Source organism: Serratia myotis (assembly GCF_027474885.1).
Classification (GTDB): domain Bacteria; phylum Pseudomonadota; class Gammaproteobacteria; order Enterobacterales; family Enterobacteriaceae; genus Serratia; species Serratia proteamaculans.
In genome coordinates this window covers 2,612,343-2,630,956 of sequence record NZ_CP099707.1, presented here as the reverse complement: position 1 = coordinate 2,630,956, position 18,614 = coordinate 2,612,343, and the positions used below count along the sequence as shown (strand labels likewise).

Sequence of the window (18,614 nt, the reverse complement as noted above, 5' to 3'; positions counted from 1 at the left end):
TGACGATGGTCGAACGCCATGCAGTATTACCAGCGGCATGGAACGCCCTGGTAAGCGCCCTGTGTCAGGAAGCGCCGTACTTGCACACCACGCTGGTGCCCGAGATCGCCCGGTTCAGCCAGGCACGTCTGGCCTCCGGCTGCCTGTCTGCCGCCTTTAACACCAGCCTGCTGGGGTATAACGGCTGCCCGCTCGAGTTCACCGTTTCGTCGTCTAACCCGCAGGCACTTTCCTGCACGTTGGATCCATTTTTGCCGCGTTACGCCGAAGATCGGGGAGTTGGAAGTTTTTACCGGCACTACCAGCAACTGACCCTTTCACCACCGCAGCAGAAGGTCGAAAGCTGTTTGGCGGCAGTCGGCCACATGCAGCGCCAGAGCGCACAGCCATTGCGGTTTGGATCCTGGCTGGGACGAAAATACAGTCCGGAGACGGTTAAAACCAAAGTGTATTCCGAAGTGCCGCCCGGCGCTCCAGACCCGGACGATTGGCCCGGCGGCGTGAAGGATTACCCTGCCGTTGCCTGCCAACAGGCAGGATTGTCATTGCTGATGGTGGGCTATTATCCGCAGCAGCCCGTCTCACCACGTGAATATTACTTTCAGTGGCACAGCGCTCGCATCACTGATGCCGAGATTTTGGCGGTGATGACCTTTTTCGGCTGCGAACGGCTGTTCCCAGCGCTGGTACCGCTGCTGGGCCACGCTCTGCAACAGACCTTGGGTAGTGAAGGTTTTCCTGCCACCACCTACGGCTTTAGCCTGGTTTACGGCCCCGGCGGCGAACTGGAAAGCTTCACGCTGTTCACCATGGCGGCCAGTTTCTTTGGTGATAACTCGCGGGTGTTCCCTGCGGTGCAAACCTTGCTGACCCAAAACCGCCAAGCCATGCCCTTGTTGCAATGCGCAATCAGCGCGCAGGTTCCGCTGCAATTCAACGTGGTGGGGTTTTCGGTGGATATGCAGGGTCGTCAGGCCATCAGCTGTACTTTCAGCCCGCAAAATACCCACTTCGAGGAGATACCGCTGAGTCCGGCTCCCTCCACCATAAGGACTGTCCGCTCCAGTCTGACGGCGTTACTTGAGCAACAGTGTGCCAGCGGTGCCTTTACCGCCCATGTCCGAACGCCGGACGGACGCTGGCATCAGGATGAAAATGCCTTTGTTACCGCGCAGGTGTTACGCACCCTGGATTACACCCCACAAACCGCTCCCTTTATTGAGAGGGCGCTGGATTTTTTAATCGCCTGCGAAACCCGCCCGTTCCACTTCAGCTTTTGGCCGACGGCGGCCCATCCCCAGTGGATGGCCAATCAGCGTATCTGCGCCGACATTGACGATACCGCCATCATTACCGAGCTGCTGTACAAGTTTGGCCGTATTTCGCTGGCACAGGTCAGGCAGACGATCGCACAGATGAACGGCTACCAGATCCGCCGGGTTGACCCCCGTCAGGCCGCCGTACAACACCAATGGGCAGAGTGCCAAAGCTTTCATACCTGGATGAAGGACGACAATGATATTCGCCAACTGGATTGCTGCGTAAATACCAACGCGCTGGTTTTGCTCCATACGTTGGTGGCCGGGAGCGATGCCGTACTGCCGGCCTATCGGCGCATTATTCAGATGCTGAATCAGGCAGTGCAATGGAGCGACCAGCGTTACGACCGGCTCAGTATTCTGACCCCCTATTACGCCCATCCCAACGAATGGCGCGCCGCTCTGGAGTACGCCAGCCTGGCGGGGATCCCGCAGCTCACGCCGGTGATTGACGCATTGGCCCACTGGCACTGGCCCGCCGACCGCTTGGAAAGCCCGCTGTATCGTCGGCATGACGGACGCTTCCTCTGGACCTCGTCCTGCCTGAACCAATTCAGAACTCTGGCCCAAACTGAACGCAATGAGGATAACCATGAATACCTTTCTCAATGACCTGGTGACACTGAACCAAATTATTCTGCAGAATGCGCGCGAACAGTTTCCTGACGTCGAGGCCAGGCAACTACGCTATCGGGCTGCCCCGCCGGTGCTGGCGGATGAGATGACCGCCGAGGTCTGCACCGAGATCGTTTCAGGAGAAACCCGTTACCAGATTGCCACCAGCACCGACGGCACCAGTTGGCGCATGCAGCTGGATTTCGCCCTGAGTCGCCAGGTGCCACAGGTTCCCTATGTGGTTCTGAGTTTCACCCGCTTTGGCAGCGTCGAAGAGATGATCTTCGACCAGGTGATGCTGACATCGCAGGAAAATCGCTATCAGGCACAGCTTGACCTGTACAAGCTGGAGCAGCGCGATGCCTTGCTGCAGGCCCTTTCGGATTACGATGCGCAAACCACGCTGGTGGTCGCCATCAAAACCGATCATGGCATCACCAATACCGTCACCGACCCTAAAGTTTTCTACTTTGCCGAAAACTACTATCCGTACATCTATCAGGGTATTTTGCCGCCACCGGCTCGTCTGCAACTGATCCTCACCCCACTGGAGTATCAGCAGCTTTGGTACAACTACTATCAGGACTATGTGCGCAAAAATTCCCTTTACTACCTGCCGGACACTTTCCTGTTGGCGACCGATACCGACGGCAAACCCATGCTGTCGATTTCATTCTCTGCCGATGAGCACGCCACCTCGCTCGATGAGATCAAGGTGACCTTTGACTACTTCCTGTCACCCAAGGTAAACCAGGGGCGCATTGCTGACGCCACGGCACAGTTTTCACACATGCAGCCGGATGCCAGATTGGCCCCTTTCGCCAACGCCGATTCGCTGGTGTTGCAGTTGGCATTGCCGGAGGGGAAAACCGAGGAAAAAAATGCGCTGATCAACCTGCAAAGCGGGATTGTCGATTCATTCACCTTGCCCGCCCGGCAGTTCGCGCTGATCTGGGACGCATTATTTAACCGTTCACCGCAAAACCTGTTGTTGAAAGGCTATCTGTCGGTGCAATTTACCGGTTTTAACCCGGATCATCTGCCGGTGGTGCTGGCGCTGGACGCCAAATACCAGAGCAAGGTGCTCGACTTTATCCAACAGTCCGCCCCGGTGGACATCTACAAAACCGTTGAATTCAGGAGCGACAGCGGCGCTTACGATCCCTCAGGGCCACGCCCGATCAAACGCATTTTGGTGAACATCGACAACCAGACGGTTGAATTGACCAAAGAGCATCCCAGCCATGACGTGACGGTCAAAGTCTCGGCATTGGATCTGATCCTCAATCCGGATAAAAAGCTGGTTTATCATTACGACCTGCAGGTTTTCTACGTCGATGGCGGCATGACGCCCTACTACGACAAAACCTCCAGCTTTGAGATCATTTACGTGCCTTGAATGACCGTTAGCCTGCTGTTGGCATCCACAGCAGGCTACGCAGAAACAGCATAATCAATCGGCCAGAGGGATCGGCGCCCGCACCAGTCCGTTGCAAGGCTAACCCGTGCGCCATCGCCATAAAGGCCGCCGCCAGCTCATTGGGTTCCGCAGGCGGCGTCTTGCCCACCTGCTGAAACAGCGAACCGATCACCGCGCCAATTTTTGCCTGATGGACATCCCAAACCTTTTGATATTCAACGGCAAAGGCCGGGCTGCGTTGCGCATGCAGTTGCAGTTCTATCGATAACATGCACCAGTCGGCCTCCAGGTTCAGCGTCGCCGACCATGCCTCAAGTGCCGCTAACACCTGTTCCGCGCTATCGGTATGACTCTGGGTCAGGCTGGTGAGTTGTGCCGCCTCGGTTTCCATATGCCGCTGTAAAAGTTGCAGCAGCAGATCCTCTTTGGAGGCAAAATTGGAATAGAAAGCCCCCTGCGAATAGCCGGCCTGGCTGGCAATATCACGGATTGAGGTACCACCATAACCACCGACAATAAACAGTTGGCGAGCGGTTTCAATCAACCGTTCGCGGGTCTGGTGCTGGCTCTCCTCGCGAGTTAACCGTTTTTTTATCGTTTTCATCTGTATCAACTTTACGCTGGTTGTCACTGCACTGTAAGCATTCAAGATATCACTTGATATTTTAAACCTCTAGCCATAGATTTATATATCACTTGAACTTTGAAATTCACTTAAGATTTTAATCATGATGAAAATACAAACGGCGTTTGTCACCGGCGCGACCGGATTGCTCGGCAATAACCTGGTGCGTGAGTTGGTCTCTCAGGGGGTCAGGGTCAAAGCCCTGGTGCGTTCGATGGAAAAAGGCCGTCAGCAGTTCGGGGCAACCGACAGCATCGAATTGATCGAAGGCGATATGACTGACGTGGCCGCCTTTGCTGAACACCTGCACGGCTGTGACGTGCTGTTCCATACCGCCGCCTACTTCCGTGATAATTACAAAGGCGGCAGCCATTGGGCGAAGCTTAAAGCTATCAACGTCGAAGGAACCGAGCGTCTGCTGGAGCAGGCTTGCCGCGTAGGTGTACGCCGTTTTGTGCATACTTCATCCATCGCGGTGCTCAACGGTGAACCGGGCATGCCGATCGACGAAACCTGTTTGCGACGCCCCGAAGAGGCCGATGATTACTACCGCAGTAAAATACTGGCAGATGAAAGGGTTTTTGCCTTCCTGGATCAGCATGCGGAAATGCACGCTAGCCTGGTTTTGCCGGGCTGGATGTGGGGGCCGGGCGATCTTGGCCCCACCTCTTCCGGCCAGTTGGCCAATGACGTCATGCGCGGTAAATTACCGGGATTGGTGACGGGCAGTTTCTCAGTGGTTGATGCACGAGATGTGGCACGGGCCATGATACTGGCGGCAGAACGAGGCAAACGCGGTGAGCGTTACCTGGCCGCCGGACAACACATGACCATGCACCAGTTGGTACCGCTGTTGGGGGCTATTGCCGGAGTCAAAACGCCAACCCGCACACTACCACTGCCGTTACTCTACCTGTTGGCAACACTGCAGGAGGCCTACGCCCGCCTCAGCGGCAAACCGGTATTGCTCAGCCTGGCAACCGTGCGTCTGATGGTGAAAGAGGCCAACCGTTCTCATTTCAATCACGCCAAAAGTGAACGAGACCTGGGGCTGACATTCCGACCGTTGGAACAAACGCTGCAGGATACGGTGGCCTGGCTACGCAATCACCGCCCGTCCACCTGACACTGATTACGCCGTCTGTGACTCCACATAGCTCAGCGCGCTGCGCAATAGGGTTTCGTTAAGCGCCAGCGGCAGCAAATGAATGGATTCCCCCGCTTGCAGGGTGCGCTCAATCAACCGTTTTATTTGCGCCTCATCATGAATATCCACCTGCAACGCCGCCAGACTGACGGGCAGATCCAGGCGGTGATACAGCGCAATCAACTGAGCCACGGTGTCCTGCTGCCCCAGCAATGCACTTTGCACCAGAATGCCATAGGCGACTTTGGTGCCATGCAGGAAGGCATCGGTCTGCGGCAGCGCGGTCAGGCCGTTGTGCACCGAATGCGCTGCGGCAATACGGGTATAACGATCGCCCAGTCCGCCCACCAGGCCACCGCCGGCAATAATGGCTTCCAACACATTGAGGAAGGCCTGGCTCAATTGCCCTTCCGCCAGTGCCTTTAGCGCCGCCTCACTTTCGGTCAGCAGCACGTCACGCAGGGTCAGCGCGGTATTGATCCCCAGTTGCACGGTCAACGGCAAGCGTTCCGGTTGCGGGCTGAGCACCACTGCTTCGTACCATTTCGCCAGGGTATCGCCGATACCGGCCAGCAAATACTCTTTTGGCGCGCGCAGAATAATTTCCGGCTCGACCAATACCAGATGATTGGCATCGTTGAAAATCTCGTAGCGCAGCGCCTGCCCCTGGTCGTTGTACCACACTGAAAGCGGCGTCCAGGCGGCGCAGGTGGCGGCAATGGTCGGGATAGCCACCACGGGTAAGCCCAACCGACGGGCCACCACTTTGGCGGTATCCAGCACCGCACCGCCGCCAACGCCAATCACCACCTGACGATCTGCCCCGGCCTGTTGCACGATATCCTGCACCGTGGTTTCGCTGCAGTGGGTGTCGAACAACACCCGGCGGGCATCGGCAGCATCAAACACCGCCGGTAGCCAGGGTTTGGCCGCGACCAGCGCACGTTCGCCATACACCCACAGCGCATTGTTCAACTGTTGCGGGGAATAAAATTGCGTCAGTTGGTCAATGGCCCCAGGGTAAGCAAAATAGTTGGCGGGGCCGGCGACCACGCGAATCTGGCTATCACTCATGTTCAAGTCCTTATTTTGTCTGATCTTGCCATCATAAAGGCGAGTTTAACGTTGCCTAATACTCTTTAGCATTAGCTTATGATTTTTCGTTCATTGTCATCCGTTCCGCCCGCGTGGAAACTGACGGCTTCAATTCATTCTTTGAATAAACAACCATCCCAATGGTGACGATGAATTGTCCTCCCGTTTTTAATGATGCTTAACCATGCAGGGTAAAATTTAATGAAACTGTTCAACACCTCACTACTGGCGTTAAGCCTGTTCGCCGTATTTCCCGCGTTCTCCGCCCCTGCCACCGCGCCGATCCCGGCGGCGATTGCCAATCACCAGGGACCAATCCGTATCGCGGTGATCCGCAATCTGGGGTCTGACGACAATACCACGCAGTTTGTCAGCGGCGCGGTGCAGGAAGGCCGCAAACTGGGTTTCCAGGTCAATACCTTCCTGACCAACGGTGACGATGCCAAGTTCCAGGACTTCGTCAACCAGGCCATCAGCCAGAAGTACGACGGCATTATCCTGTCTCAGGGACGTGACCCTTATTCCACCGCCCTGTTGAAACGCATTGCCGACAGCGGTATTGCAGTGGCTGCCTTCGATACCGCCGTACAGGGTGAGATCCCGGGGGTAACCATCAGCCAGCAGGATGATGCTTCGTTGACCGATCTTTCATTCGGCCAACTGGTGAAAGACTTCGACGGCAAAGCCAATATCGTCAAGCTGTGGGTGGCGGGTTTCCCACCGATGGAGCGGCGTCAGGCGCAGTATCAAAAGTTGCTGAAGGATCAGCCGGGCATCAAAGAGCTTGAGTCCATCGGCGCGGTATCCTCCGACGTTCAGGGTGACACCGCCAACAAAATCGGCGCGATCCTGGCCAAGTATCCAAAGGGCAAAATCGACGCCATTTGGGGAACCTGGGATGCGTTTAGCCAGGGCGCCTACAAGGCTCTGGAAGAGAATGGCCGCACCGAAATCAAACTCTACAGCATTGATATTTCGAACCAGGATCTGGCGCTGATGCGTGCCAAGGGCAGCGCCTGGAAGCTTAGCGTGGCGGTCGATCCCAAGCTGATTGGTGCCGTTAACCTGCGTCTGGTGGCCAATAAGATTGCCGGAGAGAAAACCCCGGCGACCTATGAATTTAAAGCCGCTGCCATCCCGCAGGATCTGTTGCTCAGCCACCCGGATGCCACCAACGTCGCGTCACTGGCCAAAGTCATTCCTGGCTGGGGCAAATCAGACGATTTTATCGCGCCGTGGTTTGCCACGCTTGAAGCGCAACAGGCTAAGAAGTAAGGAGCGGATATGGCATCGCGAGCGCTTCCCCAACCCGAGTACAGCCGCAATATGCGGCTGATCGGCCACAGCGATCAGGGCGGTAAGCCTGACGGCGTGCAGGTTATGGTTCACCGGGGTTATGCCTATATCGGGCATATGGTTTCGCAGGGGTTTTCTATCGTCGATGTGCGTGACGTGAAAAATCCGCGTGCGGCCGGTTTTGTCCCCGCGCCTCCGGGTACCTGGAACGTACATTTACAGGCGCACGATGATTTGCTGCTGGTGATCAACGCTCGCGATTTGTTTGCCGATGCCCGTTTCGCCGATGAGAAGGTCTATTACACCCGCGCCATCAGCCAGACGGTGTCAGGCAATGACGCCCGCGGCTGGAGTGCCGGGGTACGAATTTTCGATATTTCTACCCCGGACCAGCCAAAGGAGATCGGTTTTTTGGCGCTGGAGGGGATCGGCGTCCACCGCATCTGGTATGTCGGTGGACGCTGGGCCTACGTTTCCGCCCTGATTGACGGCTACAGCGACTATATTTTTCTGACCGTCGATTTGGCCGATCCTCGCAATCCGCAGATCGCCGGCCGCTGGTGGTTGCCGGGCATGCACAGCGCCGGCGGAGAAACACCAAACTGGCCGGAAGGCAAACGCTACGCCCTGCACCATGCCATTATCAGCGGCGACACCGCCTATGCCAGTTGGCGCGATGGCGGCCTGACCCTGCTGGATATCAAAGATCGCAGCCAACCGCAGTTAATCGCCCACCGCAACTGGAGCCCCCCTTTTGGTGGCGGTACTCACACCGCGCTGCCACTGCCGGACCGGGATCTGCTGGTGGTGCTGGATGAGGCAGTGCTCGATAACCAGCAGGACGGCGAAAAACTGATTTGGCTGTTTGATATCCGCCAACCGTCCAACCCGGTGAGCATTGCCACCTTCCCGCAACCGGAGGAACGCGATTACATCAGCAAGGGGGCGCATTTCGGGCCACATAACCTGCATGAGAACCGCCCCGGCAGTTTTATCAGCTCAACGCTGATTTTTGCCACCTACCAAAATGCCGGTGTGCGCGCCTATGACATCAGCAACCCTTATCAGCCGAAAGAAACCGGGGCTTTGGTGCCCGCCGCCCCAGAGACGATGATGGATAAACGCCCGGACCGCCCGCAGGTGATCCAATCCTGCGACGTGTTTGTCGACGCCCAGGGCATTATCTACAGCACGGATTACAACGGCGGTTTGTCGATCATCGAGTATTTGGGCTGAGAGTTTAGGATTGCCACGACCATTTTAGGTTCATTGGCATAAGATGAATGAACCGGTAAACCAGACATATTAAGGGAAAGCATGTTTAGTCATATCACCGTAGGCGTCAGCGATCTGGAGCAAGCCGCCACTTTTTACGATGCCATTTTGCTGCCGTTGGGGTTAATACAACGCCCGGTCACCCCGGATGGAGGCCCCGCCGCACGTTGCTGGGTGATGCCCGATCAGGCATTGCCGCGTTTTTACGCTTACCAGCCCTATAATCGACAACCGGCCAGCGCCGGTAACGGCAGGCAGCATGGTGGCCTTCACCGCCCACAGTGAACAACAGGTGCGTGAAGCCTATGTCGCCGGTATCGCGGCAGGCGGCATTTCGGAAGGTGAAGCCGGTGAGCGCCCTCATTATGGCCAAGGCTATTTTGGTGCTTACCTGCGCGATCCGGACGGCAACAAAATTCATATCGCCTACCGCGGCGACCTGCTGTAATCCCCGTCCGGTTTAATGGCGGCATGGCTTCTGAGGGTCATCACCAGTGCTATTGCCGCCAACACGCCTGCCGCCAGGTAAGTCACACGCATGCCGTTTGATACCGCCTCCGCCGTTGCTAACGTGATATCACCGGTGTTCGCCGCCAGCATAAACAAGGCGCCCATGGCGGAAGCCCCGGTGATTAGGCCAAGATTACGTGAAAGGTTAACCATGCCGGAGATCACTCCGCGTTGCTCAGGGGCCGCATGCTTCATCAACGCAGTATTATTGGCGACCTGAAATAGCACGTAGCCCAGAGTAATCAGGCAAAGGGCGGCCACGTAGCCAAAGATACCCTGATTGAGGGTCATCATCGACATTACGCCTGCCCCCAGGGTCATGATCGCCAGGCCCACGGCGGTGATTTTTTGTGCCCCCAGACGATCCACCAACCGGCCGGCCGGCATGCCGAGCAAAGCAGACACCAGCGGCCCGGCGGACATCACCAGTCCAGCTTGTCCCACCGCCAACCCCAGGCCATGCGTCAGATAAAACGGCCCTACTACCAGCGATGTCATCATCACCGTCATGACCAATGCGCTCATCACTAACCCGACACTCAACCCAGCCTGACGGAACAGTGCCAACTGTATTAAAGGAGAGGCCGTGGTGTTTTCCAGTCGTATAAACAGTCCGATCCCCAGCGCCGCACCAAGCAACAACAGCAAATTGATGACACCGAAGTCACCATGGCCCAGCGTCATCGACAGCGCGTAGCAGGCCAGCGTCAGACCAAGCAGCAAAGTCCCGGGCAGATCAAAACTGCCGTTATCTTTTTGCGACTGCGGCTGGCCCACCGGCAGATAACGATATACCAGCATAAATGCCAGCCCGCCCATAGGAAGGCTCACCAGAAACATCGCCCGCCAGCCGAAGCCCAAAATCAACGCGCCGCCGAGCGTAGGCCCAAGCGCGGTACCGATAGCCGACATGCTGCCAAGCAACCCCATAGCACGGCCGGTGTTTTCTTTTCCCAGCGTCTCACCCACCAGCGCCATGGTCATTGCCATCATCACTGCGGCCCCCATCCCCTGGGCAATGCGTGCCGCCAACAGCAGCCAGATATCCGGTGCGGCGGCGCACAGTCCTGAGGCAAGGGTGAACAAGGCAATGCCCATCAGCAGCAAGCGGCGGCGGCCGATCCGATCCCCCAGACGCCCTATGGCGATAATGGAAGTGGTAATGGCCAGCAGGTAGACGATTACCACCCACTGCACCGCCTGAAACGACGTGTTGAACGCCTGTGCCAGCGTGGGCAAACCGATGTTGGCAATGCTGGCGCCCAGCGATGAAACCAGCATGGTCAGAGAAAGGCCGGTGAGAATGCCGCCGGAATGGGGGCTGCCCACCGCAGATTGAGTAATTAGCTTCATAGTACTGACTCCTGAAAGAACCTGTCAGTAGCCTATGTCAGCCCATGATATGGCGGAAGGCGCAGCCTATGCAGTTTATTAATGCATATGACGCCATGTCATCGGTCAGCATTAAGGATCAAACTTCAAATCCGCTTCAGGCAGATGATGAGGAACCACACAAGGAGACAAGATGAAAATCGATCTGCTGTTTGATGACCTGTCCGTGCGTGCCGAGCAATACAACGCCCGCGCTTCGGTAGAAGATTTTGACGCTTGCATGGCGCAATATGCGACGCTGGCCTCCCAGGCCAAAGCACAAACGCCGGGGATCTATGACATTCACTACGGCATGGGCGTTGCCGAACGCCTTGATCTGTTCCCGGCCGCCACCCAGCCTTCGCCCCTGTTGGTCTTTATTCATGGCGGTTATTGGCATTCCCAGCGCAAAGAAGAAGCCTGTTCGATGGCCGCCAGTTTCACCCGTCACGGCGTAGCGGTGGCGACGCTGGAATATACCCTGCAACCGGAAGCTACGTTGGCGGAAATCGTCCGCGAGGTGCGCAGCGCGATAGCCTGGCTTTACCACCATGCCGGCCAATATGGCATCGATCCCGAGCGTATTTTTGTCAGTGGCAGCTCGGCCGGGGGCCACCTGAGTGGCATGCTGATCGCCGATGACTGGCAGCACCTTTATCAGTTGCCGGTGAATGTGATTAAAGGCGCACTGGCGTTGAGCGGCCTGTTCGACATTCGCCCGCTGTGTGATATCTACGTGAATGACTGGATGCGCCTGACCGCGGAGCAGGCGCTAACGCTCAGTCCGCTGTTTATGCTGCCGGAAAAGGCCAATGCACCGCAGATCCTGCTCGACGTAGGGGCCAAAGAAACCCAGGGCTTTAAGAACCAGACGCTGGCTTATTACACCGCCTGCCGCGAGAAAGGGCTTGATGTCACCCTGCTGGAAGACCGGCACAGCAACCATTTCACCCTGGTGAATGAGTTGGCCAATGCTGACAGTGCCATGTTCAAACGTGTGATGGCGATGATTAAATAACGTCATCGCTCACTACGGCGTTCATCCGGTGATAAAGCCTGATGCTGAGCGCCGTAGTCGCTGCTTATTCTCAATTCCAGCTTTGCTTTGCACAAAAATGTCTAAGACAGGCGCAACAGCCTATTCCTTCGGTATTCTGCGCTATCCAGCCCCTTCTATATTCCATTTTGAAATATCAAAGTCCCGTTCGTTCTTTCGGGTGCGTTCAAATCACCACACAATGAAATCTGAATCGCAGTCCAGTGCATAACCGCATAAAAAATCAGGTTTTATATCTTGTCATCGCTAATTACCGCTCAATTTGCCCGTCTGGTGTTGAATAGCCAGCCCGAGGGTTCCGCCCTGTCGGCCGCCCGTATCGGGCTGATGGATTATTTCGCCTGCGCATTGCCTGTCGCCCAGGGCGCACTCACCGACAGCGGCCTGGCGGCGGTGACATCGGTATTCCCGCCCATCGGGGCAGAGAACCGCGCGCTGTACTTTGGCTATGTCAGCCACTCACTGGATTTTGATGATTATCACCCTGCGCTACGCGGCCACCCAACTACGGTGGTGCTGTCTGCGCTGCTGGCGCTGACCGGCGATACCCCTGATGTACATGCGCTGCTGAGCGCCTATGTGGTCGGAGTGGAAGCCGCCGGGCGACTGGGGTTGGCGGCCGGGACTCAGCATTATCAATTAGGTTTTCACAGCACCGCTACCCTCGGGGCGGTGGCCGCCAGTGCGGCAGCGGCACGCTATTTACAACTGACACCCGAACAAACGCAGATCGCCCTCGGGCTGGCCGCCACCCAGGCCGCCGGGTTACGCAGCCAGTTTGGTTCGGCAGCCAAACCGCTGCATGCAGGATTGGCGGCGCGTGGCGCGGTCAATGCGGTGCTGCTGGCACAGGCGGGCTTTGCCGGCCAGCCAGAAGGCGTGATAGACAGCCTGTTGCACTCGCACGGTGATGGAAGGCAACGGCCAGAGTTGTTGACCGCCGATTGGGGCGCGCCGTGGCGCATTCTGCAACCGGGTCTGGAGTTTAAACGCTACCCGACCTGCGGCGGCACCCACAGCGCCGCCGAAGCGGCATTCAACCTGCGTGAACGTCTGATCGAACAAGGTATTTCCCCTGCCGATATTCCTGCGGCAATCAGCCAAATTCAGGTCAGTTTTCCGCCTGGTGCCGATACCGCGCCCTATATTCGTCGTCCGTCAAACGGGGTTGAAGCACGTTTCAGCCTGGAATACGTCATCGCCGATGCCCTGTACAGCGGAGCCGTGCCACTGATGCACTACGGCGAAAATCCGGTGGACCCGGTGATTGCCGCTCTGGCGGCAAGGGTTGAACGCCATGCCGACCTGACGGCCCCGCCAGATGAACTGGATGCAGAGTTACGCTTCCACCGCGTGACCTTAACTTTGCATGATGGCCGTCAACTTAGTGACGTTGTCACCAGAAAGCAAACGGCCGCCCGCCAAACCGACGTCAACGCCAAGCTGCGCAGCATCCTGCAACTGATGCCGCATCTGGACAGCGATAGCGTGATGGGTGATTGCACGTTAGCGCAGCCCGAGGCGCTACTCCGCTTAATAAAATTACTAAACCAATAATAAATATAGGAATAATTATGAGTACTTCACCTTCAACACCATCGCGTCAATTACGTCTCGGCCTGTTTGTTCAGGCGCTGGGTCACCACGTCGGCGGCTGGCGTGCCGCCGGTGCCAGCGGTTCACCAACCGACATTGACTGGTTTACCTGGATCGCCCAAAAGGCCGAAGAAGGCACCTTTGACATGTTCTTCGTCGGCGATGCGCTGGCGACCAGCGTGCACCGTTTGCCGTCTACGATGTCACGCCTGGAGCCGCTGACGCTGCTGGCCGCGCTGGCGGTCAATACCCGCCATATCGGGCTGGCGGCCACCGCCTCCACTACTTTCGACCAGCCTTTCCATTTGGCACGCGCCATGGCTTCCATTGACCATATCAGCCACGGCCGTGCAGCCTGGAACGTGGTGACCTCATTCTCCAGCGATGCGGCACGCAACTTCAGCCGTGACGACCTGCCTTCGCACGCCGAGCGCTATGAAGTGGCGCGCGAATTCCTGCAGGCCAGCTACAAACTGTGGGACGGCTGGGAAGAAGACGCCATCGTGCGTGACAAAGAAAACGGCGTTTACGCCATTGACGAGAAAATCCATGCCGCCAACCACAAGGGCAAGCATTTCTCGGTACAGGGACCGCTGAACATTTCGCGCTCGCCACAAGGGCGTCCGGTGATTATCGAAGCCGGATCCTCACCGGCCGGGCAGCAGTTGGCGGCTGAAACCGCCGAGGTGGTGTTTACCGCTGCCGCCACGCTGGAAGAAGGCCAGGCGTTTTATCGCAGCCAGAAGAAATTTGTCGCCGATGCCGGCCGCAACCCGGATCACTTGCTGATCCTGCCGGGCGTGATGCCGATCATCGGCCGTACCAAGGCCGAAGCGCAGGAAACCTGGTACCAACTCAATCAGTTGGTGGATATCGACAATGGTATTGAGCAGTTGTCTGCCCGTTTTGGCTTTGACCTGAGCGGTTTCCCGCTCGACGGTCCGGTACCGGACGTGGGTGCGACCGAAGGCGGCCAAAGCCGGGTGAAACTGCTGACCGACCTGGCCGCGCGTGAAAATCTGACGCTGCGTGAATTGGCCGCCGTTGCCGCCGGTTCACGAGGACATCGTGTGGTGGTTGGCACCGCCGAAGAGATCGCCGATGACTTCCAACTGTGGCTGGAACAGCAAGGAGCTGACGGCTTTAACATCATGCCTGCCGTACTGCCGAACCAACTGGAGCTGTTCGTCGAACTGGTGATCCCGGAGTTGCGCCGTCGTGGCCTGTTCCGTGAGGAGTATCAGTACTCAACCCTGCGTGAAAACCTGGGCCTGCCGCAACCGGCAATCAACTTCGCCAACGTTAAATCGGCTTAATTCGCAGGGGAATATCATGAAAACCACCATAAAACGCACCGCACTGTCCCTGCTGTTGGCCGCTGGCACACTGGCTCCGCTGGCCAGCGGATTTGCGGCAGAAGGCGATGTGCCCTTCCGTGCCGCAGTTAAGGCCAACGCCGATCCAGCGCTGCACGACAGCCTGCCTGAAGCCATCAAAAAGGCCGGTTACATCGTGGCGGGAACCAACCCGAATACCCCGCCAACCACTTTCTATGAAACGGATAACAAAACGCTGGCCGGGCGTGAAATCGATGTGATGAGCGCAATTGCCGATCGTCTTGGCGTAGCGATCCACTGGAAAGACACCGGCGGCTTCGACAATATCATTCCCGGCCTGAAATCCGGCCGCTATGACGTGGCGCTGGCCAACATCGACGCCAACAAAAAACGCTTCCAGCAGGTCGATTTCGTCGGCTATTACAATGCCTCCAAACTGGCGCTGATTGCCCGTAAAGATGCGGCGCTTGGTCCTTATACCGATTTGGCACAGCTTTGTGGTCAGACCGTCGGTGCCGGTGCCGGCACTTCGCAGATCACCCGTTTGCAGCAAGCCAGCGATCAATGCGTCAGCGGCGGCAAACCGGCCATCACCATTCCGATCTTCCCCGACCGCCCGGCCGGCGTTCAGGCGGTGATCAGCGGTCGCGTACCGATGTTCTTCGGCCCCTATGAAGGCTTGCGTTACCAGGCTACTCATGTGAAGCCGCTGGCACTGGCCGGCGACATCAACATTGAAGGCACCACCGTCGCCATTGCCTTGCCAAAGGGCTCCGAGTTGGTGAAACCGGTGCAGGCGGCGCTGAACTCGCTGATTGCCGATGGTAGCTACCAGAAAATCCTCGACGGCTGGGATATTGGTTTTGGTGCGGTGAAAACTGCCGGTATCAACGAAGAGATCGCAAAATGAGTGGGCAACACCCCATCGACGATGCCGAGCTGCGCATCGTCGGTCATCGGCATTATGGGCGTTGGATCAGCGCACTGCTGGTGCTGTTGATCCTCGGCATCATCGCCAATTCGATGGTGCACAACCCGCGCTTTGAATGGGCGGTGGTGGCAGAAAACTTCACCGAAGACTCGATTATCAACGGCGTGATCATGACGCTGAAACTGACGGTAATTTCGGTGTTCTTCGGCTTTGCTGGCGGCGTAGTGCTGGCATTGATGCGCCTGTCGGCCAACCCGGTGTTGGTGGCAGTGAGCTGGTTCTATACCTGGTTCTTCCGCGCGGTACCGATGCTGGTGCAGCTTTTCCTGTGGTACAACATCGCCGCGCTCTATCCGCGTATCAGCCTGTGGATCCCCTTTCTGGGCGAAGTCGCCAGCGCGCCGACCAACACCATTATCAGCACCTTCAGTGCGGCGGTGATCGCCCTGGTAATGCATCAGTCGGCTTATGCGGCAGAGATTGTGCGTGCCGGTATCCAAAGCGTCGGCAGCGGTCAGTTGGAGGCCGCCAAGGCTCTTGGCTATCGCCGTGGGCAGATCCTGTGGCGAGTAGTATTGCCACAGGCCATGCGCACAATTCTGCCACCGGCCGGGAATGAGGTGATCGGACAGCTTAAAACCACCGCGGTGGTGTCGGTTATTGCCTTGCAGGACGTACTGTATTCGGCGCAGATCATCTACCAGCGCACCTACGAGGTGATCCCGCTGCTGCTGGTCGCTACGCTGTGGTATCTGGTGATGACCTCTATCTTGTCGGTCGGCCAGCACTACGTTGAGCGTTACTTTGGTCGGGGCAGCCAGGCCACGGGCAGCAACTGGCTGTTCCGCAGCCGTAAGGCCCCGGTTAGCCAGGCACAGGGAGCAGAATCATGAGCGCCGCCATTGTGATTAATCAGGTGCGGAAGTCCTTTTCCGGCACCGAAGTGCTGAAGAATATCAGCCTGCAGATCCCGGCGGGGTCGGTCACGGTGATCCTCGGCCCTTCCGGCTCGGGGAAATCGACCCTGCTGCGTTGCATCAACCACCTGGAGAAACTCGACGGTGGCACTATTCGCGTGGGCGAACAGCTCATCGGCTATCGCCAAAAAGGTCATCAACTGTATGAACTGAAAGAACGTGAGGTCGCCGAACAACGCAAAACTATTGGCATGGTATTCCAACAGTTCAATCTGTTCCCCCACCGCACGGTGCTGGAAAACGTCACCGAAGCGCCATTGCTGGTTAAAAAGGAAAAGAAATCTGTGGTGCTGGAACGGGCAAAGGCCCTGCTGACCCGCGTCGGGCTGGAACACCGTATCCACGCCTGGCCGCGCGAGCTTTCTGGCGGTCAACAACAGCGGGTCGCGATTGCCCGCGCGTTGGCGATGAACCCCGAGGTGTTATTGTTCGATGAGCCGACTTCTGCGCTCGATCCTGAGCTGGTGGGTGAAGTGCTGCAGGTAATGAAGGGCCTGACGCATTCGGGCATGACCATGGTGGTAGTAACGCACGAAATCGGTTTTGCCCGCGAGGTGGCAGATCAAATCATCTTTATGGATCAAGGGAAAGTGGTAGAGACGGGAACTGCGCAGCAGGTACTGGATACGCCGCAGCATCAGAGAACGCGTGACTTTCTGGCCACCGTGCTCTAAACCTGCGTCGGGGGGCATTGCGCCCCCTGATCATTAAATTCAGTCTTTCTTTTTGCCTATGGCGGAGAAAAGATTACACAGCTCACCCAGGCCATAAATCGAGCCAAGTAACACGGCTATCATTACCGGCACCAGGACCACCACGGTTGCCAAACTCTCAATCATCTCTAACATCGTCGTCACCTGGTTTTTAAGCAGAGAAAAGCCTTCTCAGAAAAGAAATATTTCCCTGAGTTTTCTTAAGGTTATTGTTGCTTGATTTCAATCTGTGATGCAGATCACACCCTAACGTCGCTAATGTAACTTACACAGTTGCATTACCGCAATACAAAAAAATGCTCTTTCCTGCCAGCCGATTGTCCCTTAAGCCAGGTACTGAAAATCACTGCGCCATCCTGACAGAACCCCCAGCAGCTCTCGCCTGCAAGAACCAACGCCCCGGTTTTGTTCATATTGAAAATACATAAAATAATACCCCAACAAAGCAACTATTGTAGGAAGACAGCAAGAATGAAATATTCACCAAAGATATGTTTATGCGAAAATAATAATAATTGCGTGGGGTATCCCCCACAATTTCATAGCCAAGAATCATAAATACATATGACCTTTCACAGGATTATTTCAGGGAGATATCTATGATGACAAACAAAGAGAAAGGCAGGTAATGCCGGTGGCATTTTAATTAAATACCTAAAAAGTTAACTTTTATTTTTTTGCCAATGCCCTTGGCCGCGGACTCAGTCCATATGCACATATTGCCAAAAAAGAGGCGTGCCCCTACCAGGGAAACATCACTATGATACTACCGAAACCTGCCATTACCGATATTCACGGCACACAACCCATACCTCTGCCGCTATTGCCGCCCCAACTTGCTAATCTGTTGACCGCTAATGAACGCATTATTATGCAGGCCCTACTCAGCGGTCAGGCTCTGACCACTATTGCCTGGAGATTAAAGCGCGATATCCGCACCGTCAGCAACCAAAAGCAGGCGGCCATGGCTCGACTCTCTTTGACCAGCAATGCCATGTTGTATGCCCTGGGGGCTCTACTCGGCCCCCCCTTGAGCGCGGATATTACTGTCCGTCGTCAGTTACTGGCTCCCCGTGAACAGTTGGTGTTGAATGCCCTGCTCACGGGGTTAAGCGTGACAGATATCGCCTATCAACAAGGACGTAGCGTGAAAACGGTCAGCTATCAGAAACGTCGATTAATGCAAAAGCTGGGGCTGAATAATGATGTGGCGTTATTCGCACTGGCCCCCCAACAGGCGCGGGTGTTGCTGAGATCTTGGTCTGGCTGGCCAAAACCCGGCAGTGAAGCATCCCCCTCAGGTTGAGATGGCCTAAAGAGAGATTTTTGA

General features: G+C 56.5%; 18 protein-coding genes. 14 read left to right on the top strand and 4 right to left on the bottom strand.

All coding sequences use genetic code 11. The features are described from left to right. The first annotated feature begins 5 nt into the window (after positions 1-5). Both NHG65_RS12590 and NHG65_RS12585 read left to right on the top strand, forming a co-directional pair. Complete coding sequence (locus tag NHG65_RS12590; protein ID WP_499183413.1) at positions 6-1,931, top strand: hypothetical protein; 1,926 nt, start codon at positions 6-8, stop codon at positions 1,929-1,931. Beyond that, positions 1,912-3,333, top strand: a complete 1,422-nt coding sequence (locus NHG65_RS12585) for a hypothetical protein (RefSeq protein WP_499183412.1) — start codon at positions 1,912-1,914, stop codon at positions 3,331-3,333. Before NHG65_RS12590 ends, NHG65_RS12585 begins: the two co-directional genes overlap by 20 nt. 7 nt (positions 3,334-3,340) lie before the next feature. Here the strand turns inward: NHG65_RS12585 and NHG65_RS12580 are convergent, their stop codons facing one another. Further along, positions 3,341-3,958 carry a TetR/AcrR family transcriptional regulator gene (locus NHG65_RS12580; protein ID WP_207976904.1) on the bottom strand — a complete coding sequence of 206 codons (618 nt, stop codon included), beginning with the start codon at positions 3,956-3,958 and terminating at the stop codon, positions 3,341-3,343. Positions 3,959-4,082: 124 nt separating this feature from the next. On the opposite strand from NHG65_RS12580, the gene NHG65_RS12575 reads away from it, so the two are divergent. Further along, positions 4,083-5,105 (top strand): SDR family oxidoreductase, encoded by a 1,023-nt coding sequence (locus NHG65_RS12575; protein WP_499183411.1) that lies wholly within the window; start codon positions 4,083-4,085, stop codon positions 5,103-5,105. A gap of 6 nt (positions 5,106-5,111) precedes the next feature. Here NHG65_RS12575 and NHG65_RS12570 read toward each other — a convergent pair whose 3' ends face one another. Beyond that, positions 5,112-6,200, bottom strand: coding sequence for an oxidoreductase (locus NHG65_RS12570; RefSeq protein WP_413502030.1), 1,089 nt, complete (start codon positions 6,198-6,200; stop codon positions 5,112-5,114). A 222-nt stretch (positions 6,201-6,422) separates the two neighbouring features. Here NHG65_RS12570 and NHG65_RS12565 point away from each other — a divergent pair, with 222 nt between their 5' ends. The 4 genes from NHG65_RS12565 (at position 6,423) to NHG65_RS12550 (ending at position 9,240) form a co-directional block, all read left to right on the top strand. Further along, on the top strand, positions 6,423-7,496 hold the full coding sequence (locus tag NHG65_RS12565) for a sugar ABC transporter substrate-binding protein (protein ID WP_207976910.1): 1,074 nt from the start codon (positions 6,423-6,425) through the stop codon (positions 7,494-7,496). A 9-nt stretch (positions 7,497-7,505) separates the two neighbouring features. Further along, positions 7,506-8,753 carry an LVIVD repeat-containing protein gene (locus NHG65_RS12560; protein WP_085116723.1) on the top strand — a complete coding sequence of 416 codons (1,248 nt, stop codon included), beginning with the start codon at positions 7,506-7,508 and terminating at the stop codon, positions 8,751-8,753. Positions 8,754-8,834: 81 nt separating this feature from the next. Further along, entirely contained in the window at positions 8,835-9,077 is a 243-nt protein-coding gene (locus tag NHG65_RS12555; RefSeq protein ID WP_413502029.1) for a VOC family protein, read from the top strand. After that, the gene (locus NHG65_RS12550; RefSeq protein WP_413502028.1) at positions 9,052-9,240 is read left to right on the top strand and encodes a VOC family protein; all 189 of its coding nucleotides are present in this window, start codon (positions 9,052-9,054) and stop codon (positions 9,238-9,240) included. Before NHG65_RS12555 ends, NHG65_RS12550 begins: the two co-directional genes overlap by 26 nt. Here NHG65_RS12550 and NHG65_RS12545 read toward each other — a convergent pair. Continuing rightward, a complete protein-coding gene (locus NHG65_RS12545) occupies positions 9,219-10,655 on the bottom strand; it encodes an MFS transporter (RefSeq protein ID WP_413502027.1) in 1,437 nt (478 codons plus the stop codon). The genes NHG65_RS12550 and NHG65_RS12545 overlap by 22 nt on opposite strands. 172 nt (positions 10,656-10,827) lie before the next feature. On the opposite strand from NHG65_RS12545, the gene NHG65_RS12540 reads away from it, so the two are divergent. The 6 genes from NHG65_RS12540 (at position 10,828) to NHG65_RS12515 (ending at position 17,245) form a co-directional block, all read left to right on the top strand. Then, entirely contained in the window at positions 10,828-11,691 is an 864-nt protein-coding gene (locus NHG65_RS12540; protein WP_413502026.1) for an alpha/beta hydrolase, read from the top strand. Positions 11,692-11,967: 276 nt separating this feature from the next. Further along, positions 11,968-13,287, top strand: a complete 1,320-nt coding sequence (locus NHG65_RS12535) for an MmgE/PrpD family protein (protein WP_499183410.1) — start codon at positions 11,968-11,970, stop codon at positions 13,285-13,287. A 17-nt stretch (positions 13,288-13,304) separates the two neighbouring features. Beyond that, a complete protein-coding gene (locus NHG65_RS12530) occupies positions 13,305-14,642 on the top strand; it encodes an LLM class flavin-dependent oxidoreductase (protein WP_099061959.1) in 1,338 nt (445 codons plus the stop codon). 16 nt (positions 14,643-14,658) lie between these two features. Next, positions 14,659-15,573 (top strand): ABC transporter substrate-binding protein, encoded by a 915-nt coding sequence (locus NHG65_RS12525; protein ID WP_129934705.1) that lies wholly within the window; start codon positions 14,659-14,661, stop codon positions 15,571-15,573. Beyond that, the gene (locus tag NHG65_RS12520; protein WP_219016137.1) at positions 15,570-16,487 is read left to right on the top strand and encodes an amino acid ABC transporter permease; all 918 of its coding nucleotides are present in this window, start codon (positions 15,570-15,572) and stop codon (positions 16,485-16,487) included. The genes NHG65_RS12525 and NHG65_RS12520 overlap by 4 nt, the downstream gene beginning before the upstream one ends. Then, entirely contained in the window at positions 16,484-17,245 is a 762-nt protein-coding gene (locus tag NHG65_RS12515) for an amino acid ABC transporter ATP-binding protein (protein WP_413476950.1), read from the top strand. The genes NHG65_RS12520 and NHG65_RS12515 overlap by 4 nt, the downstream gene beginning before the upstream one ends. A 39-nt stretch (positions 17,246-17,284) precedes the next feature. On the opposite strand, the gene NHG65_RS12510 is transcribed toward NHG65_RS12515, so the two are convergent. After that, on the bottom strand, positions 17,285-17,419 hold the full coding sequence (locus NHG65_RS12510) for an AcrZ family multidrug efflux pump-associated protein (protein WP_099061955.1): 135 nt from the start codon (positions 17,417-17,419) through the stop codon (positions 17,285-17,287). 625 nt (positions 17,420-18,044) lie between these two features. Here NHG65_RS12510 and NHG65_RS12505 point away from each other — a divergent pair. Continuing rightward, positions 18,045-18,590, top strand: a complete 546-nt coding sequence (locus NHG65_RS12505) for a helix-turn-helix transcriptional regulator (protein WP_207976926.1) — start codon at positions 18,045-18,047, stop codon at positions 18,588-18,590. The last annotated feature ends 24 nt before the right edge of the window (positions 18,591-18,614 follow it).